This is a genomic window from Ruegeria sp. BA2, from assembly GCF_056539605.1.
Genome location: NZ_JBQFVE010000011.1, coordinates 27673 through 46521, shown reverse-complemented (window position 1 = coordinate 46521; position 18849 = coordinate 27673). Strand labels below are relative to the sequence as shown.

General features: G+C 60.0%; 26 protein-coding genes. 16 read left to right on the top strand and 10 right to left on the bottom strand.

Translation table 11 applies throughout. From position 1 onward, the window contains the following. The first annotated feature begins 96 nt into the window (after window positions 1-96). Window positions 97-459: a response regulator gene (locus ACR0NN_RS19365; protein ID WP_170686650.1), complete on the top strand. Its 363-nt coding sequence runs from the start codon at window positions 97-99 to the stop codon at window positions 457-459. Here the strand turns inward: ACR0NN_RS19365 and ACR0NN_RS19360 are convergent. Continuing rightward, entirely contained in the window at window positions 441-1430 is a 990-nt protein-coding gene (locus ACR0NN_RS19360; RefSeq protein ID WP_170724482.1) for a glutathione S-transferase family protein, read from the bottom strand. The two genes, ACR0NN_RS19365 and ACR0NN_RS19360, sit on opposite strands and share 19 nt — an antisense overlap. 212 nt (window positions 1431-1642) lie before the next feature. Here ACR0NN_RS19360 and ACR0NN_RS19355 point away from each other — a divergent pair, with 212 nt between their 5' ends. Next, complete coding sequence (locus ACR0NN_RS19355; protein WP_170686652.1) at window positions 1643-1996, top strand: hypothetical protein; 354 nt, start codon at window positions 1643-1645, stop codon at window positions 1994-1996. A gap of 99 nt (window positions 1997-2095) precedes the next feature. Here the strand turns inward: ACR0NN_RS19355 and ACR0NN_RS19350 are convergent, their stop codons facing one another. After that, window positions 2096-2794, bottom strand: coding sequence for a fumarylacetoacetate hydrolase family protein (locus tag ACR0NN_RS19350; RefSeq protein ID WP_170724458.1), 699 nt, complete (start codon window positions 2792-2794; stop codon window positions 2096-2098). A gap of 29 nt (window positions 2795-2823) precedes the next feature. Further along, window positions 2824-3996 (bottom strand): MalY/PatB family protein, encoded by a 1173-nt coding sequence (locus ACR0NN_RS19345; RefSeq protein ID WP_480685364.1) that lies wholly within the window; start codon window positions 3994-3996, stop codon window positions 2824-2826. Between the two features lie 93 nt (window positions 3997-4089). Here ACR0NN_RS19345 and def (ACR0NN_RS19340) point away from each other — a divergent pair, with 93 nt between their 5' ends. The 6 genes from def (ACR0NN_RS19340) (at window position 4090) to speB (ending at window position 7399) form a co-directional block, all read left to right on the top strand. Then, on the top strand, window positions 4090-4608 hold the full coding sequence (def, locus tag ACR0NN_RS19340; RefSeq protein WP_039541683.1) for a peptide deformylase: 519 nt from the start codon (window positions 4090-4092) through the stop codon (window positions 4606-4608). Next, window positions 4605-5099, top strand: a complete 495-nt coding sequence (gene def / locus ACR0NN_RS19335; RefSeq protein ID WP_170724456.1) for a peptide deformylase — start codon at window positions 4605-4607, stop codon at window positions 5097-5099. The genes def (ACR0NN_RS19340) and def (ACR0NN_RS19335) overlap by 4 nt, the downstream gene beginning before the upstream one ends. Window positions 5100-5122: 23 nt before the next feature. Continuing rightward, window positions 5123-6037 carry a methionyl-tRNA formyltransferase gene (gene fmt / locus ACR0NN_RS19330; RefSeq protein WP_170724454.1) on the top strand — a complete coding sequence of 305 codons (915 nt, stop codon included), beginning with the start codon at window positions 5123-5125 and terminating at the stop codon, window positions 6035-6037. 3 nt (window positions 6038-6040) lie between these two features. Continuing rightward, window positions 6041-6277: a hypothetical protein gene (locus ACR0NN_RS19325; RefSeq protein WP_039541692.1), complete on the top strand. Its 237-nt coding sequence runs from the start codon at window positions 6041-6043 to the stop codon at window positions 6275-6277. A gap of 1 nt (window position 6278) precedes the next feature. Then, window positions 6279-6515, top strand: a complete 237-nt coding sequence (locus tag ACR0NN_RS19320) for a GlsB/YeaQ/YmgE family stress response membrane protein (protein WP_170724449.1) — start codon at window positions 6279-6281, stop codon at window positions 6513-6515. A gap of 62 nt (window positions 6516-6577) precedes the next feature. Beyond that, window positions 6578-7399, top strand: a complete 822-nt coding sequence (speB, locus tag ACR0NN_RS19315) for an agmatinase (protein ID WP_170724447.1) — start codon at window positions 6578-6580, stop codon at window positions 7397-7399. Here speB and ACR0NN_RS19310 read toward each other — a convergent pair. The 7 genes from ACR0NN_RS19310 to ACR0NN_RS19280 form a co-directional block, all read right to left on the bottom strand. Next, window positions 7396-7965, bottom strand: a complete 570-nt coding sequence (locus ACR0NN_RS19310) for a COG3904 family protein (RefSeq protein ID WP_480685333.1) — start codon at window positions 7963-7965, stop codon at window positions 7396-7398. The genes speB and ACR0NN_RS19310 overlap by 4 nt on opposite strands. A gap of 54 nt (window positions 7966-8019) precedes the next feature. After that, window positions 8020-8643, bottom strand: a complete 624-nt coding sequence (locus ACR0NN_RS19305; RefSeq protein WP_170724443.1) for a trimeric intracellular cation channel family protein — start codon at window positions 8641-8643, stop codon at window positions 8020-8022. Then, the gene (gene rnhA / locus ACR0NN_RS19300; protein WP_170686661.1) at window positions 8640-9107 is read right to left on the bottom strand and encodes a ribonuclease HI; all 468 of its coding nucleotides are present in this window, start codon (window positions 9105-9107) and stop codon (window positions 8640-8642) included. The genes ACR0NN_RS19305 and rnhA overlap by 4 nt, the downstream gene beginning before the upstream one ends. Then, window positions 9100-9687 carry a class I SAM-dependent methyltransferase gene (locus ACR0NN_RS19295; protein ID WP_170724441.1) on the bottom strand — a complete coding sequence of 196 codons (588 nt, stop codon included), beginning with the start codon at window positions 9685-9687 and terminating at the stop codon, window positions 9100-9102. The genes rnhA and ACR0NN_RS19295 overlap by 8 nt, the downstream gene beginning before the upstream one ends. Then, window positions 9684-10136: a DUF3429 domain-containing protein gene (locus ACR0NN_RS19290; RefSeq protein WP_170686663.1), complete on the bottom strand. Its 453-nt coding sequence runs from the start codon at window positions 10134-10136 to the stop codon at window positions 9684-9686. Before ACR0NN_RS19290 ends, ACR0NN_RS19295 begins: the two co-directional genes overlap by 4 nt. Further along, a complete protein-coding gene (gene ispH / locus ACR0NN_RS19285; protein WP_170724439.1) occupies window positions 10133-11083 on the bottom strand; it encodes a 4-hydroxy-3-methylbut-2-enyl diphosphate reductase in 951 nt (316 codons plus the stop codon). Before ispH ends, ACR0NN_RS19290 begins: the two co-directional genes overlap by 4 nt. A gap of 209 nt (window positions 11084-11292) precedes the next feature. Next, window positions 11293-11868, bottom strand: a complete 576-nt coding sequence (locus tag ACR0NN_RS19280) for a LabA-like NYN domain-containing protein (RefSeq protein ID WP_170686665.1) — start codon at window positions 11866-11868, stop codon at window positions 11293-11295. Between the two features lie 127 nt (window positions 11869-11995). Between ACR0NN_RS19280 and folK the strand changes: the two genes are divergently transcribed. From folK to ACR0NN_RS19240, 8 genes are all read left to right on the top strand, one after another. Beyond that, window positions 11996-12577, top strand: coding sequence for a 2-amino-4-hydroxy-6-hydroxymethyldihydropteridine diphosphokinase (gene folK / locus ACR0NN_RS19275; protein WP_170724437.1), 582 nt, complete (start codon window positions 11996-11998; stop codon window positions 12575-12577). Window positions 12578-12671: 94 nt separating this feature from the next. Beyond that, entirely contained in the window at window positions 12672-13025 is a 354-nt protein-coding gene (gene rpoZ, locus ACR0NN_RS19270) for a DNA-directed RNA polymerase subunit omega (protein ID WP_010437681.1), read from the top strand. Window positions 13026-13051: 26 nt separating this feature from the next. Then, complete coding sequence (locus ACR0NN_RS19265) at window positions 13052-15184, top strand: RelA/SpoT family protein (RefSeq protein WP_170686667.1); 2133 nt, start codon at window positions 13052-13054, stop codon at window positions 15182-15184. Between the two features lie 16 nt (window positions 15185-15200). Beyond that, entirely contained in the window at window positions 15201-15899 is a 699-nt protein-coding gene (locus tag ACR0NN_RS19260; RefSeq protein WP_170724435.1) for a DUF2062 domain-containing protein, read from the top strand. After that, on the top strand, window positions 15892-16638 hold the full coding sequence (locus ACR0NN_RS19255) for a pyridoxine 5'-phosphate synthase (protein WP_170724432.1): 747 nt from the start codon (window positions 15892-15894) through the stop codon (window positions 16636-16638). Before ACR0NN_RS19260 ends, ACR0NN_RS19255 begins: the two co-directional genes overlap by 8 nt. Further along, window positions 16635-17255, top strand: a complete 621-nt coding sequence (locus ACR0NN_RS19250; protein ID WP_170724430.1) for a LysE family transporter — start codon at window positions 16635-16637, stop codon at window positions 17253-17255. The genes ACR0NN_RS19255 and ACR0NN_RS19250 overlap by 4 nt, the downstream gene beginning before the upstream one ends. Next, window positions 17252-17875, top strand: a complete 624-nt coding sequence (locus tag ACR0NN_RS19245) for a LysE family translocator (protein WP_170724428.1) — start codon at window positions 17252-17254, stop codon at window positions 17873-17875. The genes ACR0NN_RS19250 and ACR0NN_RS19245 overlap by 4 nt, the downstream gene beginning before the upstream one ends. Continuing rightward, a complete protein-coding gene (locus ACR0NN_RS19240) occupies window positions 17872-18849 on the top strand; it encodes an NADPH:quinone reductase (protein ID WP_170724426.1) in 978 nt (325 codons plus the stop codon). The genes ACR0NN_RS19245 and ACR0NN_RS19240 overlap by 4 nt, the downstream gene beginning before the upstream one ends.

The following is an 18849-nucleotide window of genomic DNA, read 5'->3' as shown; positions in this document are numbered from 1 at the left end:
TGCGGGCGCTGTTAACACTTTGTTAAGGAAATCGCGTGATCACGGACAACAGGGGTCGGCACCACTCACCCATATCACGTGCCGAGGTTGTTGCAAATGAAAGTACTGATTGTTGAGAGTAACCCCGATCTTGGTCGGGTCTGGCAACGGCATCTGCAAAGGCAGGACGCCGAAGTCACATTGGTCGAAACGCAAGAGGCCGCGATCCTCGCGCTCTACGGGACGGCCTTCGATATCATTGTGTTGGATCTGGTGCTGGAAACCGGCAGCGCGCTCGCCGTCGCCGATTTCGCCAGCTACCGCAGGCCGGATACGCGGGTGATCTTTGTCACCAACACCACCTTCTTCTCGGACGGGTCCATCTTTGCCCACAGCGCCAATGCCTGCGCCTATGTTCAAAGCTCGACCCCGCCCGAGGATCTGGCGGCGATGGTTGAACACTACGCCGCCGGGCGCTGATCCCGCCCATGGGGTTCTGAATAATCCAGCACCGGGTTCACCGGTACGATCCGGTGCGGATTGATGCTTTCGTGGCTGTAATGATAGTGGCGCACGATGTGGTTCATGTTCACCGTCTCGGCGACACCCGGCCATTGGTACAGCTCGCGCGTGTACGCCCATAGATTCGGGTAATCCACCAACCGGCGCTTATTGCACTTGAAATGCAGATGATAGACCGGGTCAAACCGGATCAGCGTGGTGAACAGCCGCCAATCGGCTTCGGTGATGCGGTCGCCCATCAGGTAACGGCTGTGGGACAGACGATCCTCCAGCCAATCCAATGTGTCGAACAGCGGGCCAACGGCGGCGTCATACGCCTCTTGCGAGGTGGCGAAGCCGGATTTGTAGACCCCGTTATTTATGTCGGAATAGATGCGCGCGTTGACCTCTTCAATGTCATCCCGCATCGCCTCGGGCCAGTAATCGTCGGTATTGCCGGTGATCCCGTTGAAGGCCGAATTGAACATGCGGATGATCTCCGAGCTTTCATTCGACACGATGGTCTTTTCCACCTTGTCCCACAGGATCGGCACCGTCACGCGGCCCGAGTAATTGGGATCGGCGCGGGTATAGATCTGGTGGGCAAAGTCATGCCCGAACAACTTGTCGCCCGTCGAGCCATAGTCGTCGGTTTCAAAGGTCCAACCCTTGTCGAGCATGTCTGGATGCACGACCGAGACCGAGATGTGGTCGCGCAGCCCTTTCAACTCACGAAAGATCAGCGTGCGATGCGCCCACGGGCAGGCATGAGAGACATAGAGGTGATAGCGCCCCGATTCAGCCTCGAACCCGCCGCGCCCCGAGGGGCCGGGCGCGCCGTCGGCGGTGATCCAGTTGCGAAACTGCGCGGCCGAGCGTTTGAACGCCCCGCCGGTGGATTTGGTGTCATACCAGGTGTCATGCCATTCGCCGTCGACAAGCAGGCCCATCATTGTTCCTTTCGCATTGCGATTGGGTCAAAGATAGGCCGCTTTGCCTTGGGTGCCTATTTCATCGCGCGCGCATCTGGCCTGCATGCGCGCACAGGTCTGGCGGGATGTCTGCGCAACAAATCAGATTTCCGGCAATCCAAGTGACGCAGTTCACTGGATTTTTACAAAAACCGGTCCAGAATAGAGTCAGTTAAGGGGGAAAGTTTATTATGAGTACTTATGTTTCAAAGGAAATTCGCGCCGAATTGGATGCGGCCCGAATCGCCACCCTCAAAAAATCCAGCCGTTTGCGGGTCGAATTTGGCGACAATAGCTTCAAAATTCTGACATTGTGGAAGGATGGCTTCACCGTCGAGGCCGAGACCACACCGCGTTTGCGTGGGTTGGTCGATATCTATGACGGGGCCAATCACCTGTACCAATGTCTGATCATTGCCGATGAAGAAGCGGTGGGTGAGATGCGTTATGAATTCAAGCGCAGCACTGTGGCAGCTGACAAGGCTCCACTGGATTTCTACCGCGCCCCGGATGCGCCGATTGCATTGCTTGAAGCCCGCGATTGACGCGCACAGCTCTTGATCCCTGACCCTATTGCCCTACCGCGCCACCGGCGATCAAAGGGCATTGGTGCCACATGATTGCCGGGTGTTAGCAGCGCCGTTTTATTCGGGGTCTGTCAGGGTCAGGTGCACCGGCGCCAGACCATCGATGCCACCTTCGATGCGATCTCCGGCGACGACAGGGCCGACCCCGGCGGGCGTTCCGGTCAGAATCAGATCGCCCGGGCGTAAATGATAGAAACCCGAAAGATGGCAGATCAGCTCATCAATCTTCCAGACCAATTCTGACAATGTGGCATCCTGCGCCACCCGCCCATTGACGCTCAGAAAGATGCGCTTGTCATCCGATGGGCTCCACTGATCGGCGCGGGTCAGCTGGGCAAAAACCGCGCCGTTTTCCACGTCTTTGCCCAGATCCCAGGGGCGCTGTTTATTGCGCTCGCGGATCTGCAAGTCACGGCGCGTCATGTCCAGCGCACACCCGTAGCCAAAGATCGCGGCCCGGGCCTGATCCGCCGTTGCCTTGAAAACCGGCTTGCCGATGGCGACGGCCAGTTCCATTTCGTGATGATAATCCTCAGTACCCGCCGGATAAGGCACTTGTGCACCGGTCAAAACCGCGTTGGGTGCGGATTTCGTGAAATAGAACGGTGCCTGACGATCCACCTCATGCCCCATTTCGGCGGCGTGGGCGGCATAGTTGCGGCCTACGCAGAAAATCCGCCCGATCGGATAGGTTGCCTGTTCCCCTTGGACCGGGATGCCAGGAGTGTCCGGAATCGTAAAAAGGGGGGTGGGCATGATGTGCCTCCGTTTGTTTTAGACCGAGTTTATTGCAGATCGCCAAAGGCTGCCTTTAGCCGTGCGCAGGCCTCTTCTACCCGCGCGCGTTGGGTGGCCAGATTGAACCGCTCAAACGTTTCACCGCCAGTGCCAAAACCGGGGCCCGAAGAGGTCGCGATTCGCGCATCCTCGCGCAGGCGACGGACAAACTCTTCGTGCGACATGCCAGTGCCCGAGAAGTCGACCCATGCCAGATAGGTCGCCTGCAAGGGCATCGACCACAGGCCCGGTATCTCGGCAATGGCCGCATCGAACAGCTTCCGGTTGGCGTCCAGATGGGCGATCTGCTCATCAACCCATGTCGCGCCTTCCGGGGAGTAGGCGGCGGTGATCATCGCCACACCCAACGCGCTGGGGTCATAATCCAATGTGACAATCCGGTGTTTCATTTCGGCCCGCAGCTTGGCATCGGGGATGATCATGTTTCCCGTGCGCTGGCCTGCGATGTTGAAGGTCTTTGATGCAGCGGTCAGGATCACGGTCCACGGGCGCGCCTCTGGCGCCGCCACATCCATCGGCACGAAGGTATTGCCCGGATAAACCAGATCGTGGTGAATCTCATCCGAGACCAGTATCAGCCCGTTGCGTTCCGCAAATGCCGCCACCGCGCGCAGCTCCTCCGGTGTCCAGACCCGGCCCGACGGGTTCTGAGGTGAACACCAAAGCAGCAGCTTTTCCGACCCGTCCAGCCGCGACTGTGCATCGTCGAGATCCAGCGCATAACTGTCGCCATCGCGCACCAGCGGGCATTCGACCACGCTGCGGCCCGATTTGTTCACCTTATGGGCAAACTCATGGTAAACGGGCGAAAAGATGACCACCCCATCTCCGGGCTCGCTCCAGACATCCAGACACAGGGCGATCGCATTGCCCAGACCCTGCGAGGTCAGCACCCAATCGGTGTCGATCTCCCAGTTGTGGCGGGTCTTCATCCACCACTGGACCGCGTTCAGATAATCTGGGTGCATCCAAGAATACCCAAATGCACCATGATCGGCGGCCTTGCGCACGGCCTCAATCACGCAAGGGGCAGTGGCATAGTCAGAATCGGCGGTCCACATGGCCAGCCCATCCTCGGGCGAGACGCCATAGAGCTGCTCCATCTTGTCCCATTTTGAAGAGTTGGTGCCCCGGCGGTCGATCAGGTCGTTGAAAGTCATGTCATCTCCATCTGTCGAGGCGAAGCTAACCTCAAATCCGCCATGTGCAAGGGGGCCGTTGCGGTGGCGGGCGCGATGGCCTAAATCAGCCTCATGAAACGCAATATCCTGATCCATCCCGATCCCCGCCTGAAAAAGGTCTGCGCGCCGGTGGCCGACATCACCGACGATCTGCGCAAACTGGCTGATGACATGCTGGAGACGATGTATGACGCGCCCGGTATTGGCCTTGCGGCACCGCAGATCGGCGTGCTGGATCGGCTCATCGTGATCGACTGCGTCAAGGAAGAAGGCGAGGCCCCACGCCCGCTGGTGATGTTCAACCCCGAGGTTATCGCCTCGTCGGATGAGACAAACGTCTATGAAGAAGGCTGCCTGTCGATCCCCGAGCAATATGCCGAAGTGACCCGTCCTAAGACTGTGGATGTCACCTGGCTGGACCGCGACGGCAATCTGCAGCAGGAAACCTTTGATGATCTCTGGGCGACTTGTGTGCAGCACGAGATCGACCATCTGAACGGTAAGCTGTTTATTGACTACCTCAAACCGCTCAAACGCCAGATGATCACGCGCAAGATGCAGAAGCTGAAACGCGAAAAGGCCCGCACATGACGGTGCGGACCTGCCTGCCATGGCCCGACAAACGCCTGCGCACCAAGGCCGAGGACGTCCCCGAGATCACCGATGATATCCGTGCAATCTGGGACGACATGATCGACACGATGGAGGCGATGCCGGGTGTCGGTCTCGCCGCGCCTCAGATCGGGGTGATGCTGCGTCTGGCTGTCGTGGACGGCTCGACCGAGCGGGGCCGCGCCGTGCGTCTGGCCAATCCGGAAATCCTGCACAGTTCGATCGAGCTGCGCGAACATGACGAGGCCAGCCCAAACCTGCCCGGCGTGTCGGCCAAGGTAAAACGCCCGCGCGCGGTAACGGTGAAATTCCTCAACGAACAAGGCCAGATCGACCGCCGCGATTTCGTCGGCATCGAGGCCACCAGTGTGCAGCACCAGATCGACCACTTGAACGGGCGGATGTATTTTGACCGTCTCAGCAAGGTCAAGCGTGACATGCTGTTGCGCAAGGCAAAGAAGATGGGGTGAAACCCCATCCTACGGAGGGACGGATGCGCATAATCTTCATGGGAACCCCTGATTTCTCGGTCCCGGTGCTGGATGCGCTGGTCGATGCGGGTCACGACATCGCAGCCGTATACTGCCAACCCCCGCGCCCCGCTGGTCGAGGTAAAAAGGACCGTCCAACGCCGGTCCACGCCCGCGCCGAGGCGCTGGGTCTGGAGGTCCGCCATCCCATCTCGCTGAAATCGCCCGAGGAACAGGCCAGTTTTGCCGCGCTGAACGCTGATGTCGCTGTGGTCGTGGCCTATGGCCTGATCCTGCCACAACCCGTTCTGGACGCGCCGATCCATGGCTGCCTGAACATCCACGCCAGCCTGCTGCCGCGCTGGCGGGGCGCCGCCCCGATCCACCGCGCGATCATGTCAGGTGACGCGCAAACCGGCATCTGCATCATGCAGATGGAGGCCGGGCTCGACACCGGGCCTGTACTGCTGCGCGAGGCTACCGACATAGGTCCCGATGAAACCACCGCGCAACTCCATGATCGCCTGTCGGACATGGGCGCAGCGCTGATCGTTGAAGCACTGAACAAGCTGCCCAGCCTGACCCCTGAACCACAGCCCGAAGAGGGCGTCACCTACGCCACCAAGATCGATAAATCCGAGGCGCGGATCGATTGGTCCGCCCCCGCCACCGAGGTTGACCGTAAAATCCGCGGCCTTTCGCCGTTCCCCGGCGCATGGACCGAGATTGAGGGCGACCGGATCAAACTGCTGGCCTCGCGTCTGGCCGAAGGGCAGGGCACACCGGGCAAGGTGCTCGATAGCGACCTGACCGTGGCCTGTGGCGAAGGCGCGATCGAACTGCTGCGCTTGCAAAGGGCGGGCAAAGGCGCGCAGGATAGGGGAACCTTTCTGCGGGGCTGGCCCATCCCGGTCGGCACCAACCTGTCATCGGAGTAGACCATGTTCATGATCCTGATGGGCACCGTCGTGATCGCCGGGATCGTGGGCTATTTGTCTGAAAAGACCGGCTTTACCCACAACGGCTATCTGCAATCGATCATCATCTGCGTGGGCGGGGCCTTTCTGTTCTATTTCGTCCGTATAATGTTCGGCATCAGCTTTGGACCGCCGGGGCTGGACGCGGTGCTGTCCTCCATCGGGGCGCTGATCATCGTGCCCACACATTGGAGGAAATGAGATGCCCATCGTCGCCCTGATCATCATAGGTGCCGCCGCAGGGTTCCTCGCCACCCGCCTTATGCGGATCGAGGCCGACATTCCAACCACCATGTTGATCGGCATCGTCGGCGCGTTGGTGGGCGGCTTGGTCCTACGCACGCTCATCACCGTGATGGGATGGCTCTCAGGGTTCATTGGGGCTGTTCTTGGGGCGCTTCTGGTGATCTGGATCTGGCAGACATATATCCGCCGCTGACCACTTGACCCACACCCATATCTTCGACCAGTGTCCGGCTACACTTTGTCGAAAGGTTCCTCATGTCCCATGATCTGACCACCGGTGACGTTGCCCTTATGGGGGTGCCGCTGGACCTGCATTCCTCGTTCCTGCAAGGCCCCGCCTTTGCCCCGGGCCGCATCCGCGAGGCGCTGCATTCCGGAGCGGCGAACCTGACCGCAGAAGATGGCACCGATCTGGGCGCAACCAACCGTTTCAAGGATACCGGCGATCTGGATGTGTTTGAGATGATGGGGCAAGAGCCCATCGACCGGATCGAAGCAGGCGCGGCCGCCCGGATCGAAACCGGCGCGCGATTGCTGTCGCTGGGCGGTGATCACTCGGTGGCCTATCCGCTGATCAAGGCCCACGCGGACCGGTATGAGGGGCTGAATGTCCTGCATATCGACTCGCACCCCGACCTCTATGACAGCCAGCAGATCGGCCCACTGGGCCATGGCTGCCCGTTTGCCCGGGTGATGGAGACCGGCAAGATCAACCGTTTGGTGCAGGTTGGCATCCGCACAATGAACGCGCATCAGCAGGAACAGGCCGACAAATTCGGGGTCGAGGTGATCGACATGCGCAACTGGCGCGCAGATCTGGAGATCAGCTTTGACGGACCGGTTTACCTGTCACTGGACCTAGATGCGCTGGACCCGGCCTTTGCCCCCGGTGTTTCGCATCACGAACCCGGTGGGCTGAGCACGCGTGAGGTGATCGACTTGATCCATCGCTTCAAAGGGCAGTTGATTGGCGCGGATATCGTTGAGTTGAACCCGCATCGCGATCCATACGGCATGACTGCCATGGTGGCGGCGAAATTCGTCAAGGAAATCGGCGCGCGGCTGCTTACGCGCTAGCGTTCATCGCAGATCGCAGCAGTGCCAAGGCGGGGGGCGGAACGTGTCGTCATGTCATACCGGTTGGCCTCGGATGCCGTCATCCAGTGCATCTCGTCCTCGGACGCGGCATCCAGCGTGAACCAGTAGAAATCGGGATCGACACCGATATCGTCGAAATAGTCGAGGTATCGGTCATGTTCCGGGTGCCCTTCGGGCAACTCTGCCGCGATGTATCCTCCGCCGCCCCAACTGTGGACGCCCACACAGGCGCCGGGTTCCAAAACGCGCCGATTGCCGGCGAGAAATAGATCAGTCCCACCTGACGCAACCAGCCCGTTTGACGGCACCACCGTATCAAACCCTTCCTCGCGCACCACGCGGCTGAACACCACATTGGCATCATCATCGACTGAGCCACCGATATTCTGCAGCACCAGCGTCTTAATCCCGGGGTTCTCGTCTATCACCTCTTCGAACGCACTGAGCGTTGTGTGGTCGATCGTGCCAGAGGCCACGATCTGATCCCCTTCGGCCCAGAAGCTGACCGGGGTGTAATCATCTGCACAGCCTACCAGCAGCAGCATTGCAGCAAGATATGAAAGCCTAAGGGTCATCGCGATCTCGTGTCCGTTTATACCCTATTGCCGGGGCGGTCGGGCCTTGTAAACCGGCAACTGCCAGCCAAACAGCAGCGATCCCGCCCGCAGCGCCCAGCAGACCAAGGCGCATAGCCCCAGCGCAAGCAAGCCGTCCAGCCCAAGGCGGGTGGCAAAGACCGCAGTTATAGCCCCGGCAAAGGCGCAAGAGACATAGAGCTCGCCTTGTTTCAGCACCAGAGGCACCTCATTGCAGACCACATCGCGCATCAACCCGCCCAGACAGCCCGTGGTCACACCCATCAGCACCACGATGATGCCGGATTGGCCGAGCGACAGCGCCGCGCCAGTGCCTGCTGCCACCGCGATGGACAAGGCGAAACTGTCCAGCCAGACCAGCAGATTGTAGCGGCTCTCTACCAGATGCGCGGTGAAGAAGATCAGAACTGCAGCCCCGCAGGCGATCAGGATGTAGTCGGGTTGCCCAACCCAGAACACCGGATGCCGATCCAGCAGCACGTCGCGCACCGTGCCACCGCCCACGGCCGTCAAGCAGGCGATAAAGGCAAACCCCACCAGATCCAGCTGCGCCCGGCTGGCCACCAGCGCTCCGGTCAGTGCAAAAACCAGAACCGAGGCGTAATCCAGCAGGGCAAGACCGCTCACGCCTGCTCTTTCTTGGGCTTGAAGGGGGCCATGCCCGCGCGGGCTAATTCGTCGGCGCGTTCGTTCTCGGGATGGCCCGCATGGCCCTTGACCCATTCCCAGGTCACGTCATGGCGCTGCGCGGCCTCGTCCAGCCGCTGCCACAGATCGACATTCTTGACCGGCTTCTTGTTCGAGGTCTTCCAGCCATTCCGCTTCCACCCGAAAATCCAGCCCGTCACGCCGTTCTTCACATAGGCGCTGTCGGTGACGATGGTGATCGTTGAAGCCCGCTCCAACGTCTCCAACGCGCTGATCGCAGCCAGCAATTCCATACGGTTGTTGGTGGTCTCGGCCTCACCGCCATTCAACTCGCGTTCCTTCAGGACCGTCTCGCCCTCCATTGCGCGCAGCAGCACGCCCCAGCCGCCGGGGCCGGGATTTCCGGAACAGGCGCCATCGGTATAGGCAAACAGATCAGGCATGAGCAAACACCAGAATGAACCCGTCGTAAGACCCGGCCAACCCCTTGCCCATCCCCCGCACAGCGCGATCAATGGTGAAGCCAGCGGTGGTCAGGGCGTCATCAATCTCGGGCTGAGTGTAATAGGTGTAATAACGATCAAGATCATCGCGATGTTCACCCGTACCCAGTTTCATTCCCAGAAATAACTGGCCACCGGGTTTCAGTGCGGTATGGATCGCGCTCAGGTGACGCGGGAAATCAGCGCGCGGGGCATGCAGCAGCGAGAAACTGGCATAAACCCCGTTATAGGCGGCCACTTCGGTGACATCATCGAACGTGCCCAGATGGGCATCGACACCATTACTGCGCGCGTGTTCGACAAAAGCAGGCGTGGCATCCAGTGCCCGGACCTTCAGCCCTTGTCGCATCAGAAACGCACTGTCCGATCCGGGGCCCGAGCCCAGATCCAACACATAGCCACCCTTACCAACCGCATCCGCAAAGGCCTGCCGCGCTTCAAGCTGTTCGGCGGGCAGGGGGATGCTCAGATAGTCTGAGACCCGAGTGGTATAGGCGTCGATTGTCCGTTTATCAGTCACAGGTAAACTCCCACTGCAAGACAGGCCAGCACGACCGCCGTCAAAAGCATGCGCAGCCGCATCCACCAGACCGGGGTCAGCCGCCAGTAGGCGAAGATTGCATCCAGCACAAGCAAGCCTGCAAAACCCCACATCAGGTTCGTGCCAGCAGTCACCGGGCCGCCGCCGGTTTTAAAGAAGGCCCACAGTGCGGGCAGCACGGATAATGTGTAACACGTCGCCGCCTTGCTGCCCGAGGTCTTGGTGGCAAAACCCCAAAGAACACCAGACATAAAGCTCAGGATCACCGAGCCATAGAACAACTGTACATAGGGTCCCACGAACCGCGATCCCAGCGCCTGTCGGCCCCAGTCGTTCAGATCGCCGTTCAGATAGGTCAGCGCGCCCCAGATAAACGGGATCAGCCCCGCCAGCCCAAGAACCAGCGGCGCGCGGGGGATACCGCTCATGCCGGTTCCCGCAACACGCGGGGCACCTTGAATTCGACGTTTTCAACGGCGGTTTCAACCATCTCGACGGTGACGTCATAGTGTCTGCGGAACGCGTCGATCACCTCATTCACCAGCACCTCGGGGGCCGAGGCCCCGGCGGTAATGGCGACGGTTGAAATGCCTTCCAATGCGCGCCAGTCGATCTCGGTCGCGCGCTGCACCAATTGCGCATAGTCGCAGCCCGCGCGCGAGGCGACTTCAACCAGACGCCGTGAATTCGATGAATTTGGCGCACCCACTACCAGCAAAGCATCCGCTTTCGGGGCCACAGCCTTCACCGCCTCTTGCCGGTTGGTGGTGGCATAGCAGATGTCTTCTTTGTGCGGCCCGACAATAGCGGGGAACCGCGCCTCAAGCGCAGCAATGATATCCTTGGTGTCATCCACCGACAGCGTGGTTTGCGTGACAAAGGCCAGCTTTTCGGGATTGCGCACGGCGACCTCGGCGACATCATCAACCGTTTCCACGAGCAGCACTTCGCCCTCGGGCAGTTGCCCCATGGTGCCGACGGTTTCGGGGTGGCCCTTGTGGCCGATCATGATCATCTGCAGCCCCGCATCCGCATGGCGCTGCGCCTCCACATGCACCTTGGACACCAACGGGCAGGTGGCGTCGACATAGATCATCTCACGCCGGGCAGCGGTGGCGGGTACGGATTTGGGAACGCCATGGGCGGAAAAGATCACCGGGCGGTCATCGGGGCATTCGTCCAGTTCCTCGACAAACACCGCACCTTTGGCTCGCAAACCGTCGACCACGAACTTGTTGTGCACGATTTCATGGCGCACATAGACCGGCGCACCCCATTTCTGCAGGGCCATCTCAACGATCTTGATGGCCCGGTCCACTCCGGCGCAAAATCCGCGCGGTGCGGCGAGATATAATGTCAGTGGCGGCTTGGTCATTGGGCGGTCTCCTTGCCCACGACAACTAGGTCTTTTCATTGCCATGGTCCAGACAGCACAGCGTCATTTACCTGACATGAATCGCTGTTAGCCAAGGGGTGTTTTTAGCACCTATCCCTTTAAAAGACGTGCGGCCAGGGCTTCTGGCCCTGGCCGCACTTAATTTCAAGAAACCCCGTTGGTGAGTGAGTGGTGGGGTTTGATGTGGGTCAGTGACCGCCCGCTGCCGCGACACTGCGCGGCTCGGCTGGCATTTCACGCGGAGGGCGGCCGATCACGTCGCGCAGGTCCTCCAGCTCGATAAAGTTGTCGGCCTGGCGGCGCAGTTCGTCCGAGATCATCGGTGGCTGGCTGCGGATGGTCGACACGACCGATACGCGCACGCCTTGACGCTGCAGGCTGGCAATCAGCGGGCGGAAATCCCCATCGCCCGAAAACAGCACTATATGGTCAACGCGTGGTGCCAGTTCCATGGCATCGACAGTCAGTTCGATATCCATGTTTCCTTTGACCTTCCGACGCCCCATGCTGTCGGTGTATTCCTTCGCCGGTTTGGTGACCATGGTGAAGCCGTTGTAATGCAGCCAGTCCACCAGAGGTCGGATCGGAGAATACTCGTCATTTTCCAGTAGCGCTGTGTAGTAGAAAGCTCTAAGCAGTTTGCCTCTGCGCATGAATTCCTGACGCAGCAACTTGTAGTCGATGTCAAACCCTAGTGCTTTGGCGGCTGCATAAAGATTCGAGCCGTCGATGAACAGCGCTAGCCGTTCGTCTTTGTAAAACATAAAAATGGTCCTTCCGGTATAAGCCACCGCACCGTGAGTCCTGTGAGTGATAAAGTAATTGGTCAGCGCAATGGTGACCTTAAAATAGGCGTTTTAGCTTACTTCGCAAGCATTCTCTGATCGGAATATGGGGTTAATAGTGGACAAATCTTTGTCAAAAGCGGTCATCGCGCTGGGTGCAAATCTCAGTCTGAGAGGGAATGGACCCAAGGTGACACTTGAGCACTCGCTCGCGGCCATGGCCGATGCAGGTCTGGTGATTCGCGCCACAAGCCGGTTTTTTGCCACCCCGTGCTTTCCCGCAGGTGCCGGGCCAGACTATGTGAATGCCGCAGTTTTGATCGAAACGGACCTGACCCCGCATGAGGTTCTGAGCCTGCTCCACCGCATCGAACACGATTTTGAGCGTGCCCGCGAACAGCGTTGGGGGATGCGGACGCTCGATCTTGATCTGATCTGTTGGGACGATCTGGTGCTGCCGGATGACGCTGAATATCACCGTTGGCTGACCCTTCCGCCCAAGGACCAGGTCAAATCCGCGCCCGAACAATTGATTCTACCCCATCCGCGCCTGCAAGACCGTGCCTTTGTGCTGGTTCCGATGGCCGATGTCGCGCCCAATTGGCACCATCCTGTGTTGGGGCAGACGGTGACGCAGATGGTTGCCGCGCTGCCGCCCGGCGATGTGGCCGAAGTCACGCCGCTGTGATCCTCGCATTTGCGGCATTTCCTGCTTGTCAAGGCGGGGATTCGCGCTTAGATAAACCCCTTCTTGCCACGGATTCATTTACGGAGAGCGCCCAATGGCCCGCGTTACGGTCGAAGATTGTGTAGACAAGGTCCCGAACCGGTTCGAACTGGTGATGCTTGCAGCCCACCGGGCGCGCGAGATTTCTGCCGGTGGTCCGATCACCGTTGACCGCGACAACGACAAGAACCCCGTTGTATCGCTGCGCGAAATCGCCGACGAAACCCAAAGCGCCGATGAGCTGCGCGAGCGTTTGATCGAGGCCAACCAGACCCAGATCGAGGTTGATGAGCCCGAAGAAGATCAGATGGCCCTGTTGATGGGCGCAGAGTCCGACAAACCTGCGGATGACGACATGTCCGAGGAAAAACTCCTGCGCGCTCTGATGGAGGCCCAGGGCCAGGGGTAAACCCCAGCGACAAAGGTGCGGACCGGATGATTTCAGAAGAAGACCTGATTGCGCTGGTCCGCAATTACAATCCCAAGACAAATGCCGACCGCATCTCGCGGGCCTATGAATTTGGCCAGCAGATGCATGACGGGCAGTTCCGCCATTCCGGCGAGCCCTATTTCTCGCACCCCGTTGCCGTTGCCGCGATCCTGACCGAACAGCGTCTGGATGATGCGACCATCATAACGGCCCTGCTGCACGACACGATCGAAGACACCAAAGCCAGCTATGGCAAGGTGGCCGAACTGTTCGGGGACGAAGTTGCCAAACTGGTCGATGGCGTCACCAAGCTGACCAACCTGCAACTTTCGAGTCGTGAGACCAAACAAGCCGAGAACTTCCGCAAGCTGTTCATGGCCATGTCCAAGGACCTGCGGGTCATTCTGGTCAAGCTTGCCGATCGTCTGCACAATATGCGCACGATCAAGGCGATGCGCCCCGAAAAGCAGGTGCAAAAAGCGCGCGAGACGATGGATATCTATGCGCCGCTTGCAGGCCGTATGGGGATGCAATGGATGCGCGAGGAGCTCGAAGACCTCGCTTTCCGTGTTCTGAACCCCGAAGGCCGCCAATCGATTATTCGGCGCTTTATCACTTTGCAGCGCGAAACCGGTGATGTGATCCACCGGATCACTGGCGACATGCGGCATGAGCTGGAAAAGGCCGGCATCGAGGCCGAGGTGTTTGGCCGCGCCAAGAAACCCTATTCGATCTGGCGCAAGATGCAGGAGAAGGATCAGGGTTTCTCGCGCCTGTCCGACATCTACGGCTTCCGAATCATCACCGGGTCCGAGGAAGACTGCTATCGCACCCTTGGCGCGATCCACCAGCGCTGGCGCGCGGTGCCGGGGCGGTTCAAGGACTATATCAGCCAGCCGAAATCCAACGGATACCGCTCAATCCACACCACAGTGTCAGGGCGCGATGGCAAACGGGTCGAGGTGCAGATCCGCACCCGCCAGATGCATGACGTGGCTGAAACTGGCGTGGCGGCGCACTGGTCCTATCGCGATGGTGTGCGTACCGAAAACCCCTTTGCGGTTGATCCGGCCAAGTGGATTTCGAACCTGACTGAGCAGTTCGACAACGAAGAGGATCACGAGGACTTCCTCGAAGCCGTCAAGCTTGAGATGTATTCGGATCAGGTGTTCTGCTTCACACCCAAGGGCGACGTGGTGAAACTGCCGCGCGGGGCGACGCCGATCGATTTCGCCTATGCGATCCACACCCGTATCGGCCATGCTTGCGTAGGGGCCAAGGTTGACGGCATTCGCGTTCCGCTTTGGACGCGGCTCAAGAACGGGCAATCGGTGGATATCATCACCGCTGATGGCCAGATGCCGCAGGTCACATGGCTTGAGATTGCGGTAACCGGCAAAGCCCGCACCTCAATCCGTCGTGCGCTGCGCGAGGTTGACCGCGAGCGTTTCATCAAGCTGGGCAAGGAACTGGCCCGTGCAGGCTTTGAAAACGTCGGACGCAAGGCCACTGACAAGGCGCTCGACACCGCCGCCAAGCACCTGCGCCTGAAAGATCGCCAAGAATTGCTGGCCCGTCTGGGCAGTGCCGAACTGACCGCCCATGAGGTGGTCGAGGCCGTGTATCCCGAGCTGACCAAGGATGATGGCGATGCCATCTCGCCCCGCCGCGCGGTGATCGGGCTTGAACCTGGCCAGAAGTTTGACCGTGCGCCCTGCTGTCAGCCGCTGCCGGGCGAACGCATCGTTGGCATCACCTATCGCGGCAAGGGCGTTGAGGTGCACGCCATCGACTGCGACCGCCTGTCCGAGTTTGAAGACGAACCCGAACGCTGGGTCGATCTGCACTGGCATGCAGGCACGCACCCTGCCGTCTATGGCGCGACGCTTGATCTGACCATCGGCAATGATGCCGGGGTACTGGGGCGTATTTGCACATTGATTGGCGAGAAAAAGGCCAATATCTCGAACCTCGAATTCATTGACCGCAAACCGGATTTTTACCGCCTGATGATCAATGTCGAGCTGCGCGATCTTGAACAGCTGCATTCGCTGATGCTGATGCTTGAGGCCGAAAGCGATGTGGCCGCGGTCGAACGGTACCGGGAAAGCAAGAAACCCGCCGTCGCGGTTGGCTGAGAAGGGGTGATCACGAGTGGTTTTCAAGCGCCGAGATCGCCGCTCAGCTGTCCAAGTCGCGTCCGAATTCGTTTATCCGCGCGGCGGCTGGACCCGCGCCTTTCATTACGTCAAGCACCGGGTCCGTCGCCTGCCTGACAGCCCCGAACGGATCGCGCGGGGCATCGGGGCAGGGGTGTTCGCAGCCTTCACCCCGTTTTATGGCCTGCATTTCGTGGTTGCCGCCGTGCTGGCCCGCCTGATCAACGGCAATATCCTGGCCGCGCTCAGCGGCACTTTCTTTGGCAACCCATTGACCTATGTGCCGATTGGCGTGGTCAGCCTGCAAACCGGGCATTTCCTGCTGGGCAGCAAGTACCGCAAGCATGACACCGACGGGCTGATGGGGAAATTTGCCGATGCTATGGGCGATCTCAAGGACAATTGCATTGCAATCTTTACGGATCGCACGGCCGACTGGCACGGGCTCAGCCGGTTCTATGATGATGTGTTCTTTCCTTACATGGTGGGCGGGATCATTCCCGGTATCGTGGCCGGAGCGATATGCGGCTATCTCAGCCTGCCGCTTATTCGCACCTATCAACAGCGCCGCCGTGCCCGGATCAAAGCGAAATTTGAACAAATCAAACGCCTTGCGCAGGCAGAGGCTGACGTTCCCCCAACAAAACCACTAGGCTCGGCCTCAGGGACAATGAAGGATTCGAAAGATGTCTGACAACCATTTGCGTCTGGGTGTGAATATCGATCACGTGGCCACCATCCGCAACGCGCGCGGTGGGGCCTATCCTGACCCGATCCGCGCCGCGAAACTGGCCGAAGAGGCCGGGGCCGATGGCATCACCGCCCATCTGCGCGAAGATCGTCGCCATATCCTGGACGCCGATATCGAAGGGTTGATGGAGGCGCTGACCGTACCGCTGAACTTTGAGATGGCCGCGACGGACGAGATGCAGAAAATAGCCCTGCGTCATAAACCGCACGCCGTCTGTATCGTCCCCGAAAAGCGCGAGGAACGCACCACCGAAGGCGGGCTCGAAGTCGCGCGCGAAGAAAACAAGCTGGCCCATTATATCGCGCCCCTGCGCGAGGCGGGCTGCCGTGTGTCGATCTTCATCGCTGCTGACCAGCGCCAGATCGATGCCGCCCACCGCATTGGGGCCGAGGTGATCGAGCTGCACACCGGCGCCTATTGCGACTTCCACGCCGAGGGCAAACTGGACGAGGCCGCGCGCGAGCTGGCCGCTCTGCGCGAGATGTCCGCCTATGCCCATTCGCTGGGCCTTGAGGTCCATGCAGGCCACGGCCTGACCTACGACACTGTGCGGCCTGTCGCCGCTTTCCCAGAAGTGCGAGAGCTGAATATCGGCCATTTCCTAATCGGAGAATCCATCTTTCGCGGCCTCACCCCAGCCGTCCATGAAATGCGCCGCCTGATGGATGAGGCACGGGGATGATTGACCTTACTTCGCTTGCTGTCACGGCGCTGGCTTTCTTTGTGGTCGCGGTCTCGCCCGGTCCTGCGAATATCTCCAACGCCGCCATTGCAATGAGCTTCGGGCGCAAAACCAGCCTCATCTACGGAGTGGGTTTGTCCTGCGGTCTGGTCTTCTGGGGTCTGATCGCCGCCAGCGGCATGGGCGCGGTGCTGCAAAGCTCGCTCTATGTCCTGATGGTACTCAAGGTGCTGGGTGGGCTCTACCTGCTGTGGCTGGCATGGCAATCGGGCCGGTCCGCCATGCAAGCCGATGCGGCCAATGTGGCAATGCCTGCAAAAGGGAAATGGTTCTGGCGCGGGCTGGTCCTTAACCTCTCGAACCCGAAATCGGTGATCGCATGGATGGCGGCCCTGTCGGTTGGCCTTGGCCCGGATGACGGGTTGCTGTCGGTCGCCGCCGCCACCCTGATCTGCATCGCTGCAGGATTTCTCAACAATTTCCTCTATTCGATGCTGTTCTCGGTCAGCGGCATGATGGCAGGATACCGCCGCTTCCGACGCTGGATCGACGGGGTTGTCGCTGGGTTGTTTGCAGTTGCAGGCCTCGGCCTTATCAGATCGGCCCTCTCGCGATGATCACCACCGGTTTCATAGCAATCTGGATCGCCTGGCTCATGGCAGGGGGCTCTCCGGGACCCGCTACAATGGGTATCGCAGGCACTGCCATGAACGAGGGTCGCACCGCTGGTCTCGCGTTTGCGCTGGGCATCTGCGCGGGTTCTGCTGCGTGGGGCATCGCTGCTGCGCTGGGGCTGTCGGCGATCATGCTCGCCAATGTCTGGGTGTTCGAGGTGATCCGATATATCGGTGTTGCATATCTGGGCTGGCTGGCGTTCAAGGCCCTGTGCCGGGCGCTGTCCTCGGATGAGGTCGCGCTGGGCAATCCGGTCACCGGCTCGCTTGGGACCATCTTTGCCAAGGGTGCGGCGATCCACCTGACCAACCCAAAGGCGATCCTCAGCTGGGGCTCGATCTACGCCATCGTCGCCCCCAATGACGCCAGCCTTGCCATGCTGCTGGGCTATTTCGCCATGCTCTACGCGGGTTCGCTGCTGATCTTCATCGGATACGCTTTCCTGTTTTCGTCCGCCCGCATGGTCAACGCCTATCGCCGCGCCCGCCGCTGGTTTGATTTCGCCTTCGCCGGGTTCTTTGGCGTGGCCAGCTACAAAATCCTCACGGTAAGGTTGTCATGAAAGCTATATCATATCGCAGCTTCGGCCCCGCCAAGGACGTACTTGAACTCATTGACATACCCACGCCCAACCCCGCTGCGGGCGAGGTGCTGGTGCGGGTCCATGCCAGTGGTATCAATCCTTCGGACGTCAAGCTGCGTGGCGGCGCGCGGCCTGGCGCGGTGATGCAATATCCAATGGTCATTCCCCATTCAGACGGCGCCGGTGTGATCGAGGCGGTTGGTGAGGGTGTTGACGCCGCGCGTATCGGCCAGCGCGTGTGGATCTGGAATGGCCAATGGCAACGCGCCTTTGGCACCGGGGCGGAATACATCGCGCTGCCCGCTAATCAGGCGGTACACCTGCCCGACACGACCAGCTTTGCCGAAGGGGCCTGTTTCGGTATCCCTGCCATGACGGCGTGGTATGCGCTCTATGCCGATGGCCCGATCTCTGACCAGACCGTTCTGGTCACTGGCGGTGCGGGTACGGTCGGACGGTATGCCTGTCAGATGGCCGCTCTGGGCGGCGCGCGCGTGATAACCACCGTCAGTTCCGAGGAGAAAGCCGCCCATTCCGGCGCTTCCGATTGTATTAACTATCGCACCCAAGACGTGACCGACGCCGTGATGGATATGACAGATGGCGCAGGCGTCGACCGCATTGTCGAGGTCGATTTTGCCGCCAATCAAGCCGCTTCGCTTGCACTGATCCGCCCCGGCGGCACCATCGCCAGCTACGCCTCGGCCTCACAAATGACGCCCTCGCTGGATTTCTATGGTTTCATGTTCAAGAACATCCGCTTGCACATGCTGATCGTCTACCAGCTCGACGCCGCCGCCCGCCGTCGTGGCGAGGCGCAGTTGGGTGAGTGGCTGGAACAAGGTGCACTGTCTCACGCCGTTGTCCCCGGCGGAAACCTCAGCGATGCGGCCACTGCCCACCAGATGGTCGAGGCCGGACAAAAGCTCGGCACCGTGGTGTTGGAGGTCTGA

Coding starts and splice junctions, on each gene's coding strand:
- ACR0NN_RS19365 (WP_170686650.1), top strand. CDS start 97: ATGAAAGTACTGATTGTTGAGAGTAACCCCGATCTTGGTCGGGTCTGG.
- ACR0NN_RS19360 (WP_170724482.1), bottom strand. CDS start 1,430: ATGGGCCTGCTTGTCGACGGCGAATGGCATGACACCTGGTATGACACC.
- ACR0NN_RS19355 (WP_170686652.1), top strand. CDS start 1,643: ATGAGTACTTATGTTTCAAAGGAAATTCGCGCCGAATTGGATGCGGCC.
- ACR0NN_RS19350 (WP_170724458.1), bottom strand. CDS start 2,794: ATGCCCACCCCCCTTTTTACGATTCCGGACACTCCTGGCATCCCGGTC.
- ACR0NN_RS19345 (WP_480685364.1), bottom strand. CDS start 3,996: ATGACTTTCAACGACCTGATCGACCGCCGGGGCACCAACTCTTCAAAA.
- def (WP_039541683.1), top strand. CDS start 4,090: ATGAAACGCAATATCCTGATCCATCCCGATCCCCGCCTGAAAAAGGTC.
- def (WP_170724456.1), top strand. CDS start 4,605: ATGACGGTGCGGACCTGCCTGCCATGGCCCGACAAACGCCTGCGCACC.
- fmt (WP_170724454.1), top strand. CDS start 5,123: ATGCGCATAATCTTCATGGGAACCCCTGATTTCTCGGTCCCGGTGCTG.
- ACR0NN_RS19325 (WP_039541692.1), top strand. CDS start 6,041: ATGTTCATGATCCTGATGGGCACCGTCGTGATCGCCGGGATCGTGGGC.
- ACR0NN_RS19320 (WP_170724449.1), top strand. CDS start 6,279: ATGCCCATCGTCGCCCTGATCATCATAGGTGCCGCCGCAGGGTTCCTC.
- speB (WP_170724447.1), top strand. CDS start 6,578: ATGTCCCATGATCTGACCACCGGTGACGTTGCCCTTATGGGGGTGCCG.
- ACR0NN_RS19310 (WP_480685333.1), bottom strand. CDS start 7,965: ATGCTGCTGCTGGTAGGCTGTGCAGATGATTACACCCCGGTCAGCTTC.
- rnhA (WP_170686661.1), bottom strand. CDS start 9,107: ATGCCTGATCTGTTTGCCTATACCGATGGCGCCTGTTCCGGAAATCCC.
- ACR0NN_RS19290 (WP_170686663.1), bottom strand. CDS start 10,136: ATGAGCGGTATCCCCCGCGCGCCGCTGGTTCTTGGGCTGGCGGGGCTG.
- ispH (WP_170724439.1), bottom strand. CDS start 11,083: ATGACCAAGCCGCCACTGACATTATATCTCGCCGCACCGCGCGGATTT.
- ACR0NN_RS19280 (WP_170686665.1), bottom strand. CDS start 11,868: ATGTTTTACAAAGACGAACGGCTAGCGCTGTTCATCGACGGCTCGAAT.
- folK (WP_170724437.1), top strand. CDS start 11,996: ATGGGGTTAATAGTGGACAAATCTTTGTCAAAAGCGGTCATCGCGCTG.
- rpoZ (WP_010437681.1), top strand. CDS start 12,672: ATGGCCCGCGTTACGGTCGAAGATTGTGTAGACAAGGTCCCGAACCGG.
- ACR0NN_RS19265 (WP_170686667.1), top strand. CDS start 13,052: ATGATTTCAGAAGAAGACCTGATTGCGCTGGTCCGCAATTACAATCCC.
- ACR0NN_RS19255 (WP_170724432.1), top strand. CDS start 15,892: ATGTCTGACAACCATTTGCGTCTGGGTGTGAATATCGATCACGTGGCC.
- ACR0NN_RS19250 (WP_170724430.1), top strand. CDS start 16,635: ATGATTGACCTTACTTCGCTTGCTGTCACGGCGCTGGCTTTCTTTGTG.
- ACR0NN_RS19245 (WP_170724428.1), top strand. CDS start 17,252: ATGATCACCACCGGTTTCATAGCAATCTGGATCGCCTGGCTCATGGCA.
- ACR0NN_RS19240 (WP_170724426.1), top strand. CDS start 17,872: ATGAAAGCTATATCATATCGCAGCTTCGGCCCCGCCAAGGACGTACTT.